The sequence below is a fragment of the Pseudomonas sp. LBUM1659 genome, assembly GCF_059716045.1.
Window position 1 is genome coordinate 3,554,941 of sequence record NZ_CP166797.1, and the last position, 12,038, is coordinate 3,566,978.

Annotated in this window: 10 protein-coding genes; 6 read left to right on the forward strand and 4 right to left on the reverse strand. The window is 59.7% G+C overall.

What is annotated here, in order from left to right:
* Positions 1 to 162 precede the first annotated feature (162 nt).
* From ACA048_RS16070 to ACA048_RS16090, 5 genes are all read left to right on the forward strand, one after another.
* Complete coding sequence (locus ACA048_RS16070; RefSeq protein ID WP_497625304.1) at positions 163 to 1,554, forward strand: GntP family permease; 1,392 nt, start codon at positions 163 to 165, stop codon at positions 1,552 to 1,554.
* A 7-nt stretch (positions 1,555 to 1,561) separates the two neighbouring features.
* Positions 1,562 to 2,335, forward strand: coding sequence for a 3-hydroxybutyrate dehydrogenase (gene hbdH / locus ACA048_RS16075; protein WP_497625305.1), 774 nt, complete (start codon positions 1,562 to 1,564; stop codon positions 2,333 to 2,335).
* A 122-nt stretch (positions 2,336 to 2,457) separates the two neighbouring features.
* Positions 2,458 to 4,413, forward strand: a complete 1,956-nt coding sequence (locus tag ACA048_RS16080; RefSeq protein ID WP_497625306.1) for an acetoacetate--CoA ligase — start codon at positions 2,458 to 2,460, stop codon at positions 4,411 to 4,413.
* Positions 4,414 to 4,602: 189 nt separating this feature from the next.
* Positions 4,603 to 7,146, forward strand: a complete 2,544-nt coding sequence (locus ACA048_RS16085; protein WP_497625307.1) for a PAS domain-containing hybrid sensor histidine kinase/response regulator — start codon at positions 4,603 to 4,605, stop codon at positions 7,144 to 7,146.
* Positions 7,147 to 7,211: 65 nt separating this feature from the next.
* A complete protein-coding gene (locus ACA048_RS16090; protein ID WP_007898282.1) occupies positions 7,212 to 7,487 on the forward strand; it encodes a peptidylprolyl isomerase in 276 nt (91 codons plus the stop codon).
* A 130-nt stretch (positions 7,488 to 7,617) separates the two neighbouring features.
* Here ACA048_RS16090 and ACA048_RS16095 read toward each other — a convergent pair whose 3' ends face one another.
* From ACA048_RS16095 to ACA048_RS16110, 4 genes are all read right to left on the reverse strand, one after another.
* Positions 7,618 to 8,556, reverse strand: coding sequence for a sugar kinase (locus tag ACA048_RS16095; protein ID WP_497625308.1), 939 nt, complete (start codon positions 8,554 to 8,556; stop codon positions 7,618 to 7,620).
* Positions 8,557 to 8,698: 142 nt separating this feature from the next.
* Positions 8,699 to 9,916, reverse strand: a complete 1,218-nt coding sequence (locus tag ACA048_RS16100) for an amino acid deaminase (protein WP_497625309.1) — start codon at positions 9,914 to 9,916, stop codon at positions 8,699 to 8,701.
* Positions 9,917 to 9,955: 39 nt separating this feature from the next.
* A complete protein-coding gene (locus ACA048_RS16105; RefSeq protein ID WP_497625310.1) occupies positions 9,956 to 10,720 on the reverse strand; it encodes an IclR family transcriptional regulator in 765 nt (254 codons plus the stop codon).
* Between the two features lie 147 nt (positions 10,721 to 10,867).
* Positions 10,868 to 11,257: a RidA family protein gene (locus ACA048_RS16110; protein WP_497625311.1), complete on the reverse strand. Its 390-nt coding sequence runs from the start codon at positions 11,255 to 11,257 to the stop codon at positions 10,868 to 10,870.
* Positions 11,258 to 11,510: 253 nt separating this feature from the next.
* On the opposite strand from ACA048_RS16110, the gene ACA048_RS16115 reads away from it, so the two are divergent.
* Positions 11,511 to 11,963: a thioredoxin family protein gene (locus ACA048_RS16115; protein WP_497625312.1), complete on the forward strand. Its 453-nt coding sequence runs from the start codon at positions 11,511 to 11,513 to the stop codon at positions 11,961 to 11,963.
* Positions 11,964 to 12,038: the final 75 nt, after the last annotated feature.

A 12,038-nucleotide genomic window follows, 5' to 3' on the forward strand; every position in this document is an offset into this window, starting at 1 on the left:
TGCCAAACACGTCTCAAATCAGAGACAGCCCTCTCGAAAACCCATCAAAAACAAAACAAATTTCCTTATATTTCAAATACCTAAGCGTCTGGCACGAATCTCGCTAAAGCCCTCTCTCACAAAAGACCTACCCTACAAAAATAACAATCCAGGAGACACACCATGAGTGTGATCATTGCCTTGGCAGCCCTCACGCTGCTGATGGTGGCTGCTTACCGCGGCTACAGCGTTATCCTTTTCGCCCCGATTGCCGCCCTCGGCGCCGTCCTGTTCACCGACCCTTCCGCAGTTGCCCCAGTCTTCACCGGGGTGTTCATGGAGAAAATGGTCGGATTCATCAAACTGTATTTCCCGGTGTTCCTGCTCGGTGCCGTGTTCGGCAAGCTGATCGAGTTGTCCGGCTTTTCCCGTTCAATCGTCGCCTCCGCTATTCGCCTGCTCGGCACGCGCCAGGCGATGTTGGTGATTGTGCTGGTCTGCGCCCTGCTCACCTACGGCGGCGTGTCGCTGTTTGTGGTGGTCTTCGCGGTCTATCCGTTTGCCGCTGAAATGTTCCGCCAGAGCAACATCCCCAAGCGGTTGATCCCGGCGACCATCGCCCTCGGCGCATTTTCGTTCACCATGGACGCCCTGCCCGGCACCCCGCAAATCCAGAACATCATCCCCAGCACTTTCTTCAACACCACCGCCTGGGCGGCGCCTTGGTTGGGTTTGATCGGCGCGATCTTCGTGTTCTGCGCCGGCATGCTGTTTCTGCAGCATCAGCGCAACAAGGCCCAACGCTCCGGCGAAGGCTATGGCACCGAATTGCGCAACGAACCGGAAACGGCGCTCGACATCAAACTGCCTAACCCGTGGATCGCCCTGTCGCCGCTGTTGGCTGTGGGCATCACGAACCTGCTGTTCACCCAGTGGATTCCGCAGTGGTACGGCAAGACTCACACCCTCGCGCTGCCGGGCATGGCCGCGCCGGTGACCACCGAAATCGCCAAGCTGACGGCGATCTGGGCGGTTCAAGCGGCGTTACTGGTGGGCATTATTATGGTGCTGGTGTTCGGCTTTCAGGCGATTCGCGGCAAGTTGGCTGAAGGCAGTCGAAGTGCAGTCGGCGGTTCGTTGCTGGCGGCGATGAACACGGCGTCGGAATACGGCTTTGGGGCAGTGATCGCCTCGTTGCCAGGCTTTCTGGTGCTGGCCGACTGGCTCAAGAGCATTCCGAACCCGCTGGTCAACGAAGCCATTACCGTGACCGTGCTCGCGGGCATCACCGGTTCTGCCTCGGGCGGCATGAGCATCGCCCTGGCGGCCATGGCCAACAACTTTATCGCCGCAGCCCATGCCGCCAACATTCCGCTGGAAGTGCTGCACCGCGTGGCCGCGATGGCCAGCGGCGGAATGGACACCCTGCCGCACAACGGCGCGGTGATTACCTTGCTGGCGGTCACCGGCCTTACGCACCGCGAAGCCTATAAAGACATTTTCTGTATTACGCTGATCAAGACCCTGGCGGTCTTCGTGGTCATCGGCACTTTCTACGCCACTGGCATTGTGTGAGGTATTCATGACGACTCTTACAGGCAAGACCGCACTGGTCACCGGCTCCACCAGCGGCATCGGCCTGGGCATTGCGCTCAACCTGGCCAAGGCCGGCGCCAACGTGGTGCTCAATGGTTTCGGTGATGCCTCCAAAGTGATTACCGAGGTCCAGCAGTTCGGCGGCAAGGTCGGTCATCACCCGGCCGACGTCAGCGACCCGGCGCAGATCGCCGAGATGATCGACTACGCCGAGCGTGAGTTCGGTGGCATCGACATTCTGGTCAACAACGCCGGCATCCAGCACGTGGCGTCGGTGGAAGACTTTCCCGTGGAGCGCTGGGACTCGATTATCGCCATCAACCTGTCGTCGGTGTTTCACAGCACCCGCCTGTGCCTGCCGCGCATGCGGGCCAAGAACTGGGGGCGGATCATCAACATCGCTTCGGTGCATGGTCAAGTAGGTTCGGTGGGCAAGGCTGCGTACGTGGCGGCCAAGCATGGGGTGATCGGCTTGACCAAAGTGGTGGGCCTGGAGACTGCCACCACGCACGTGACCTGCAACGCGATCTGTCCGGGCTGGGTGTTGACGCCGCTGGTACAGAAGCAGATCGATGACCGCGCCGCGACCGGGATTGACCCGCAGCAGGCCCAGCATGATTTGCTCGCTGAGAAACAGCCGTCGCTGGAGTTCGTCACCCCGCCGCAGCTGGGTGAACTGGTGCTGTTTTTGTGCAGCGAGGCCGGTAGCCAGGTCCGTGGTGCGGCGTGGAATATTGATGGTGGGTGGTTGGCGCAGTAATTCCCTGCCAGACCGCGTTATCGTTCATCGCGGGCAAGCCACGCTCCCACATTAGATCGCGTTTACCTGTGGGAGCGTGGCTTGCCCGCGATTGGATCTGCAGATAGAAGAAGAGGCAACCCATGTCCGACATCCTCTGGCAACCCAACGCCGAACGCATCGGCAAGTCGCGCATGGAGGCCTTCCGGCGTTCCATCAGTCAGCGGCATCATGTCCACGTCGATGACTACCCGGCCCTGCACCAATGGTCCATCGATCAACGCGAAGACTTTTGGCAGGCCATCGTCGATTTCTTCGACATCCGTTTCCACGATCAACCCGATGCGGTACTGATCGAGGGCCCGCAAATGCCCAGCGCCCAGTGGTTCCCCGGTGCCACCCTGAACTTTGCCGAACACCTGCTGCGCCGCCGCGACGATGCCATCGCGGTGATCGCCATTGGCGAGAACGGCCAGCGCGAACACCTGACCTGGGCTGAGCTGGCGGAGCATGTGGCCGGGTTCCAGCACAGTTTGATCGCCGCGGGTGTCGGCCTCGGTGACCGTGTAGCGGCTTGCATGCCCAACACCTGGCAAACGCTGGTGGCCATGCTCGGCACCACCAGCCTGGGGGCGATCTGGTCCTGCTCGTCGCCAGATTTTGGCACCCAAGGCGTGATCGACCGCTTCGGCCAGATTGAACCGAAAGTACTGATCACCTGCGCCGGTTACCGCTACGCCGGCAAGGACATCGACCAGACCGGCAAAATCAACGAAATACTTCAACGCCTGCCGTCGCTGCAGCAGTTGATCGTTGTGCCTTATGCACGGCCGCAGGCGCACATCGTGGACTTCCATACCCGCGCCAACGTGACGTTGTGGGAGGATTTCTACGACGTCGGTGGCGAACCGGATTTCGTCCCCGTGCCCTTTGCGCATCCGCTTTACATCCTCTATTCCAGCGGCACCACCGGCGTGCCCAAATGCATCATCCACAGCGCCGGCGGCGTATTGCTGCAGCACGTCAAGGAGCACGGATTGCATTGCGATCTCGGCGCCGGCGACCGCTTGTTTTACTACACCACGTGCGGCTGGATGATGTGGAACTGGCTGGTCTCGGCCCTCGCCGTGGGCAGTGCCGTGGTGCTATACGACGGCTCGCCGTTCCATCCTGATCCGCAACGTTTGATCGACCTGATCGACGATGAGCGCATCAGCGTCTTCGGCACCAGTCCCAAATATCTCGCCACGCTGGAAAACAACGGCGTGAAGCCAAGGGAAAGCCATGACCTGAGCAGCCTGAAAACCCTGCTCTGCACCGGTTCCGCACTGTCGCCCCAGAGTTATGACTATGTGTACCGCGACCTGAAACCCGACGTGTGTCTGACCTCGATGTCCGGTGGCACCGACATCGTTTCGTGCTTTGTGAACGGCAACCCGTTTGAACCGGTGCGCCGTGGCGAGATGCAGGGCAAGAGCCTGGGCATGGCCGTCGAAGTGTGGAACGACGAAGGTAGGCCTGTGATCGGCGAAAAAGGTGAACTGGTATGTACCCGACATTTTCCGGCGATGCCTATCGGTTTTTGGAATGACCCGCAGCATGAACAACTGCAAGCTTCGTATTTCAGCCAGTTCCCTGGCGTCTGGGCCCAGGGCGATTACGCCGAGCAACTGCCCCACGGCGCGATGATGATCCATGGCCGCTCGGACGCGGTGCTCAACCCTGGAGGCGTGCGTATCGGCACGGCGGAAATCTACCGTCAGGTGGAAAAAGTCCCGCAAGTGCTGGACAGCGTGGCCATCGGACAGCAGTGGCAGGATGACGTGCGGGTGGTACTGTTTGTGCGGTTGCAGGACGGCGTTGAACTGGACGAAGCCTTGCAGCAGCAGATCCGCCAAGTCATACGCACCAACACCACACCCCGGCATGTGCCAGCGAAAATAGTCGCGGTGACCGACATTCCACGAACCATCAGCGGCAAGATCGTTGAGTTGGCGGTGAGGAATGTGGTGCATGGGCAAAAGGTGAAAAACACCGATGCGCTGGCTAATCCGGAGGCGCTCGAACAATTGCGCAACCGCCCCGAACTCCAGGACTGAATAAGCCCCCCTGTGGGTCTGTGTCAGTCCATGATTTCAACGCTGCGTGAAAACTTCGGGTGATTTCCATGGCAAAAAGCTCCCGCGAAGCATTCAATGAAAATAATGATCCAATATGGATCATCCAGCGTCTATTGCCCTGCGAGGATAGTAAACGCCGTCACTCCGCCTTAAGCGCAGGACCACTTGATGAACGCATCACCCACCGGCAGCGACGCCCTGGCCTTGATTGCCAGACTGGACTGGACACGCACCCCATTGGGCGCTGCCGGCACCTGGCCGCAGAGCCTGCGCACCGCCGTGGACATCGTGATTCACTCACCGATGCCGATGCTGTTGCTATGGGGACCGCAGCTCACGCAGATCTACAACGATGGCTTCGCCCTCCTCGCGGGCAGCAAACACCCACACGCGTTCGGACAGCCGACGCATCAGATCTGGCCAGAACTCCGGGACTTTACCGACCCGATTTACAGCGCCGTCCTGCAGGGTCAGGTGCGCACCTACAGCGAACAACGCTTTACCTTGCAACGTGACGGTGAAGATTCCGACTTCTGGCTGGATTTGACCTACAGCCCGATCCGCGATGAAAGCGCCGAGGTGGCCGGCATTTTGGTCACGGCCATCGAAACCAACGAACGTCACCGCATCGCACTGGAACTGAAACTGGAACAGCGCTCGGCTGCCAGCCTCAAGGCTCAGCGCGACACTGAACAACGCCTGCAACTGGCCCTGGCCGCCACCGACGCGGTCGGCACTTGGGACTGGGACATCGGCGAAGACCGTTTCCTCGCCGACGCCCATTTTGCTCAACTTCACGGCGTCGATCCGGGCATGGCCGGGCAGTTGCCGATCAGCGAATACCTGCACGGCGTGCACCCGCAAGACCGGGCGATGATTGCGCGCAGCATCAAGCACTGCATTACCCATGGCACCGAGTACGCCGAGGAATATCGCCTGCTGCAACCCGACGGCCAGTTGCGCTGGGTGTTTGCCAGGGGGCGCTGCTACAAGGATCACCACGGCCGGCCAATGCGTTTTCTCGGCGCCGCGCTGGACCTGACTGAGCGCAAACACACCGAACAGGCGTTGCGCCAGAGTCAGACCGAGCTGCAACTGATCATCAACGCCATGCCGGTCTTGATCAGCTACGTCGACAGTGAAGAGCGTTTTCGCCTGAACAATTCCGCGTACCTGGACTGGTATGGGCTGACGCCGCAGGAACTCTACGGCAAAACCATTCGTGAAGTGCTGGGTGACGAGGCCTATGCCTTGCGCGCCGAATACATCGCCGACGCGCTGAAGGGCAAGCCCTGCTGTTTCAGCATCAGTACACCGCACCGTGACGGCAGCCTCCGCCAGGCACTCATGAATTACTTGCCGCGCCACGGTGCGGATGGTGCGGTGAATGGGTTCTACATTTTTGTGATCGACGAAACCGAGCGCAAACAGACTGAAGAAGCCCTGCGCAATCTCAACGAAACCCTGGAAGAACGCGTCTGCGCCCGCACTCAACAGCTCGCTGAAGCCAACCAGCGTCTGCAAAACGAGATGTTCGAACGTGAGCGCGCCGAAGACGCCTTGCGCCATGCACAGAAAATGGAAGCGGTCGGCCAGCTCACCGGCGGTATCGCCCATGACTTCAACAACATGCTGACCGGGATCATCGGCAGTCTCGACTTGATGCAACGTTACATTGCCGAGGGACGCACCGACGAGATTGGCCGTTTTACCGAAGCCGCCGTGTCCTCGGCCAACCGCGCCGCCGCGCTAACCCATCGCCTGCTGGCGTTCTCCCGCCGCCAATCACTGGATCGCAAGCCGCTAAACACCAATGAATTGGTGCTCTCGCTGGAAGATTTGCTCAGCCGCACCAAGGGCGACCACATCGAACTCAACCTGCAACTGGCCGACGAAGTCTGGCCGATCAGCACCGACGTCAGCCAACTGGAAAACGCCCTGCTCAACCTGGTGATCAACGCCCGTGATGCAATGCCCGATGGCGGCGAACTGCTGATTGAAACCGCCAATGTTTACCTCGACTGCAGTGACATCATCACACTGGAACCGGTCAAGGCCGGGGACTACGTGATGATCGCCGTCAGCGACAACGGCACCGGCATGACGCCGTCAGTACTGGCCAAGGCGTTCGATCCGTTCTTCACCACCAAACCCATCGGCCAGGGCACCGGCCTGGGGTTGTCGATGATTTACGGCTTCGCCCAGCAATCGGGTGGGCATGTCAGCCTGTTCAGCTTGCCGGGCAAGGGCACCAGTGTTCGTTTGTACTTGCCACGCCTGCTCGCCGTGGAAACAGAGGTGGTGCTGAAGCCGGTAACGGGCGAGGCGCCGGCGGCGATTGCCGGTGAAACCGTGGTGTTGGTGGAAGACGATCCGGCGGTGCGCATGCTGGTGCTCAACTTGCTCAATGAGCTGGGTTACCACGCTCACGAAGCCGAAGATGCGAAGACGGCCCTGCCCTTGCTGGAATCCGACTTGCGCGTCGACCTGCTGGTGACCGATGTCGGGCTGCCGGGCATGAACGGGCGGCAACTCGCCGAGATCGCGCGTCAGCATCGCCCGAACCTCAAAGTGCTGTTCATGACTGGTTACGCAGAAAAAGCCACCGAACGTCAGGGCTTTCTGGAAGATGGCATGGACATGGTGGCCAAGCCCTTTTCCATCGACCTGCTGGCCAACAAGATTCGCACGATGATCGGCCAACCCGAGTGAGTTGAGGCATAATCGCCCGCCCCCCGCTGGCACTAACATAGCCACCATCGTTGCAAGGTATGCAAATGAAAGCTCAAGCCCGCCATATTCTGGTGAAAACCTCGGAAGAAGCCGAGCAACTCAAACAACGCATCGCCAAGGGCGAAGCCTTCGATGTGCTGGCCAAAAAGTACTCCACCTGTCCGTCCGGCAAACGCGGTGGTGACTTGGGCGAAGTGCGGCCGGGTCAGATGGTCGGCGTCATTGATGCAGTGATTTTCAAGAAACCGCTGCGGGTGGTGCATGGGCCGATCAAGAGCAAATTCGGGTATCACCTGGTGCAGGTGTTTTACCGGGATTGATGGTTTACCTTCAGGGCCCTTTCGCGAGCAAGCCCGCTCCCACATTTGATCTGTTTTGCTCGCAAATTATGTGTCCACTGAAGATCAAATGTGGGAGCGGGCTTGCTCGCGAACCGACCGCGACGGCCATTCACCCTTGCCTGGGAATGATCGCCCCCGGCACCTGAATCACCCGACTCGCCAACCGATGCCCCGCCTCAGCCGCTTCAACCGCGCTCCCGCCCTTGAGCCGACTGGCCAAATACGCCGCACTGAACGAATCCCCCGCCGCCGTAGTATCCACAACGCGCTCAACCTTCTGCGCCGGCACTTCAAACGACTCGCCGTCGCAGCGAATCAGGCACGCTTCTGAACCGCGCTTGAGCACCACTTCTGGCGTGCCGATCTGCTCGTACGCGGTAAACACCGCATCGCAATCGGAAAAATGGAACAGCGCCTGCTCGTCCTCCACGGTCAGCAACGCCAGGTCCACATAGGGCAACACACTGCGATACGCCGTGCGGGCCTCTTCAACCGACGCCCACAAACGCGGCCGGTAATTGTTGTCGAAGACGATCCGCGCATCTCGCTGGCGGGCTTCGATCAAGGTTTCCAACAACTTTTCCCGACCTTGCACACCGAGCACCGCCAAGGTAATACCGCTGAAATACAGTACGTCGTAGTCCGGCAGCGCCGCCAGAATCGGCTTGGCGGCCGGCGTGGTAAAGCAATCGCGCACGGCCGCTTCGTTGCGCCAGTAAAGGAAACGGCGCTCGCCGGCCGCGTCGGTCTGGATGCAATACAAGCCGGGCAAACGTCCCGGTAGCCGCTGAACCATGCCAAGGCCGATGTTTTCGCCGGCCCAGTTCTGACACATGGCTTCGCTGAAGCTGTCATCGCCCAGGGCGGTGACGTAATCGACGATGCCGCTCGCACCCAGTTCACGGGACAGGTAGACGGCGGCGTTCAACGTGTCGCCGCCGAAGCTTTGTTGCAGGCTGCCGTCAGCGCGTTGTTGAAGTTCGATCATGCATTCGCCGATCAAGGCAATGCGTGGGGTGTTGGGGCCGAGGGTGTTGATGGTGTGCATTGTGTGGGGTCTCTGGTGTTTCTTTGTTGTCTGGGCGGGCCTCATCGCGAGCAAGCTCGGCTCCCACAGGGATTGTGTGAACACTGAAAATCAACTGTGGGAGCCGGGCTTGCCCGCGATGGCCGCACCTCGGTCCCAAACCTTAGAAACAGGTTTCCATGGTTTCGATGACGTTCAGCTGTTCATCCACCAGACACCCCGTACGCCACTTGTCGAACGTCAGGCACGGGTGCGAGGTGCCGAACGAAATGATGTCGCCCACTCGCAATTCAACCCCCGGCGCCACAGTCATGAACGCGTGCTGATCCATCACCGCCGTCACCTTGCAGGCGCTGACGTCATCGCCCTTCGCCGGCACCACGCCGGCCTTGTAACGCAGCAACGGCACCGGCAAACCGGCATCGTAGGCCACATCGCGCTTGCCCAGGGCAATCACTGCGAAACCCGGCTCCGGTATCGACTGCACGTGCGCCCAGACTTCCATTGCCGGACGCAGGCCTTCGTGCAGGTCGCTGCGGCGGTCGAGCACGCAGCATTGCGCTTCTTTGTAGATGCCATGGTCGTGGGCCACATAGCTGCCGGGACGCAGCACACTGAGGAAACGGCCGCCCGCGTTCTGCGCTTCGAACTCCTCGGCAATCAAGTCATACCAGGCCGAACCCGACGCGGTAATGATCGGCTTGGCAATTGCAAACGCGCCGCTGTCCTGCAACTGCACCGCCAGGTGTACCAAAGACGCAGCGAAATCACGAATACCGCTGACCGCATGATCACCATGGATCACGCCTTCATAGCCTTCGATGCCGGTCAACGCCAGCGCCGGTTGCGCGTTGATGGCTTTGGCCAACGCGATGACTTCTGCTTCAGTCCGACAACCGCAACGACCGCCCACCACGCCGTACTCGATCATCACGTTCAAGCGCACACCGCGTGAGGCGAAGTAGGCGCCGAGGTCGGCGACGTTGTCCGGGTGATCGACCATGCAATGAAAATCGAAGCTCGGGTCTGCCAGCAGAACGGCAATCAGCGCCATGTTCGGCGTGCCGACCAATTGGTTGGCCATCAGCACCCGACGCACGCCATGGGCATATGCCGCGCGGGTTTGCGTGGCACTGGCCAATGTGATGCCCCAGGCGCCGGCGTCCAGTTGGCGGCGAAACAGGGCTGGAGTCATGCTGGTTTTGCCGTGGGGCGCGAGCTCGGCGCCGCTGTTGCTGGCAAAGGCCTGCATCCAGCGAATGTTGTGTTCCAGCGCTTTGCGGTGCAGCACCAGCGCCGGCAGGCTGACATCGCGGACCAGGTTGGCGCCGATATGGGCAAAGCCCTTTTCCACGGTGGCAGTGTTTTGGGCAGTAGACATGGTCAAACTCCTCACGTTTGCGGTCGCAGACAGCCGCTGTTATTCGTTGATACGCCGGGCCAGGTTGTTGGCGCTGTCAATCAGCACCCGACGATAGTCGCTGTAATGAGTCTTGGCATCGGCCCGTGGGGCAACGATGCACAGGGTTGCAATGGCCACGCCGCTGGGGTCTTTGACCGGGGCAGCAAAGCAATGAGTAAAGGTGTCGGCGACGCTATCGAACGAGAAAAACCCATCGATAGCGGCCTGACGGATTTCACCCAGGAACTGCTCCAGCGGCAGGCGTTCGCCGTTAGGCAGGATGAAATCGTCGTGGTCGATCAGGTCGATGATTTCCTCGTCACTCAAGTGCGCCAGCAGCAAGCGCCCGGACGCGGTCCAGGGAATCGGCGCGTTTTCGCCAATGTCCGAGGAAATGCGGAAATGCCGCTCGCCCTCCTTCATCAACGCCACGGTGTATTTGCGCCCGTTGAGCAGGCACATTTGCGCGGTTTCATGAGTCTGGCTGACGATCTCCTGCAAGGCGTGATCGGCCTCGCGGGTCAGGTCGAAATGACGTAAATGCGCCTGACCGAGGAAGTACAACTGACGGCCCAGATAGACGTGACCGTCTTTGCCCACAGGTTCCAGAATGCGCCGCTCCAGCAGGGACGCCACCAGTTCATAAACCGTGGATTTCGGACTGCCGATGCCACTGGCGATTTCATTCGGGCGCAGCGGTTTGCCGACTTCCTTGAGGAAATCGAGGATATCGAATGCCCGGTCCAGACCACGCGCCCGACGCTTGATGGTGTCTTCGGTCATGTCTTCAGGTTCCCACTCAAAGTGGCCGCGAGTTTAACCAGAGTAAGAAGGCGACTGTCAGGCCGCCATCGCTGGCAAGCCATGCTCCTACAGATTTTGCAGCGCTCTTGTAGGAGCAAGGCTTGCCCGCGATGGGCGCGACTCGGTTCAAGCCTTTTTCTTGTAGGCGATGCAGTCAATCTCGACCTTGCAATCCACCATCATGTTCGCCTGCACACACGCGCGCGCCGGGGCATGTTCCGGGCTGAAGTACTCGGAAAACACCTTGTTGAAACTCCAGAAGTCTCGTGGGTCTTCCAGCCACACGCCGGTGCGCACCACGTCTTCGAGCCCATAACCGGCCTCTTCGAGAATCGCGATCAGGTTTTTCATGGTCTGGTGAGTCTGCTCGACGATGCCACCGACAATGATTTCGCCATTCAGCGCCGGCACCTGCCCGGACACATGCAGCCAGCCATCGGCTTCAACGGCGCGGGCGAAAGGACGGGATTGGCCGCCACCGGCGGTGCTGCCGGTGCCGTAACGGATAATGCTCATGAGTGTTTATCCTGATTGATGCATATTCCGCTATAGCGGATGCGTGTAGGTAATAACGGAAACAGACGGCAGAAAGTGTGCCACAGGTTTTGGGGGGAATGTTGGGGGAGATGGAAAACAGAACGTGCGATGCAGTAAGCCGCATCCTTCACAGCTCAGGAAAAAGCCACCTGTAATTTCTGACAGTAGACCCACCCTGCCCCCTCCTTTAACGTCAGAAAACCTCGATGGTCGTTGTGAAAAGGAGATTTCAATGAGCTCGACCCGCCACCCTCCAACACTAGCCCCGGCCTACAGTAAGGCCTTGAACACCTGGCGCCCGGTGATCCTGTATTTCGGAAATACCCACTGCCCTGCCTGCGAAATCGCCGAGCCGATTTTCCGTCAGGTTGCGGAACAGTATCGGGACCGGGCGAGTATTTACGTGCTGAACACCGGCGAGTCTCCCCGCCATCCTAATGTGACCGGCACACCGACCGTGCTGTTTTACCAGGACGGAAAACTACGGGAGAAACTCAAGGGCACCGGTAGCAAGCAGTTTTTGAGCGAAGTCTTTGCCCGGCACGTCACAAAGCGGCATGGCAAAAAGCTTGAGCGAAAACCGCGCCACGATTTGTCTTGGCTTCGACACACTCTCAAGACCCTTTGCCAACCGGCTCGCGCGCGTAATCTTTTGAAACGAAGACTTTTTGATGGCACGAGCTGATCACCGGTCAACCGGGAAAGTTGTTACAAACTCCCGGCTGCTGAACCGCCTTGGTGCGTTGTACCATCCCGCCCC

Coding starts and splice junctions, on each gene's coding strand:
- hbdH (WP_497625305.1), top strand. CDS start 1,562: ATGACGACTCTTACAGGCAAGACCGCACTGGTCACCGGCTCCACCAGC.
- ACA048_RS16100 (WP_497625309.1), bottom strand. CDS start 9,916: ATGTCTACTGCCCAAAACACTGCCACCGTGGAAAAGGGCTTTGCCCAT.
- ACA048_RS16115 (WP_497625312.1), top strand. CDS start 11,511: ATGAGCTCGACCCGCCACCCTCCAACACTAGCCCCGGCCTACAGTAAG.
- ACA048_RS16080 (WP_497625306.1), top strand. CDS start 2,458: ATGTCCGACATCCTCTGGCAACCCAACGCCGAACGCATCGGCAAGTCG.
- ACA048_RS16070 (WP_497625304.1), top strand. CDS start 163: ATGAGTGTGATCATTGCCTTGGCAGCCCTCACGCTGCTGATGGTGGCT.
- ACA048_RS16085 (WP_497625307.1), top strand. CDS start 4,603: ATGAACGCATCACCCACCGGCAGCGACGCCCTGGCCTTGATTGCCAGA.
- ACA048_RS16105 (WP_497625310.1), bottom strand. CDS start 10,720: ATGACCGAAGACACCATCAAGCGTCGGGCGCGTGGTCTGGACCGGGCA.
- ACA048_RS16095 (WP_497625308.1), bottom strand. CDS start 8,556: ATGCACACCATCAACACCCTCGGCCCCAACACCCCACGCATTGCCTTG.
- ACA048_RS16090 (WP_007898282.1), top strand. CDS start 7,212: ATGAAAGCTCAAGCCCGCCATATTCTGGTGAAAACCTCGGAAGAAGCC.
- ACA048_RS16110 (WP_497625311.1), bottom strand. CDS start 11,257: ATGAGCATTATCCGTTACGGCACCGGCAGCACCGCCGGTGGCGGCCAA.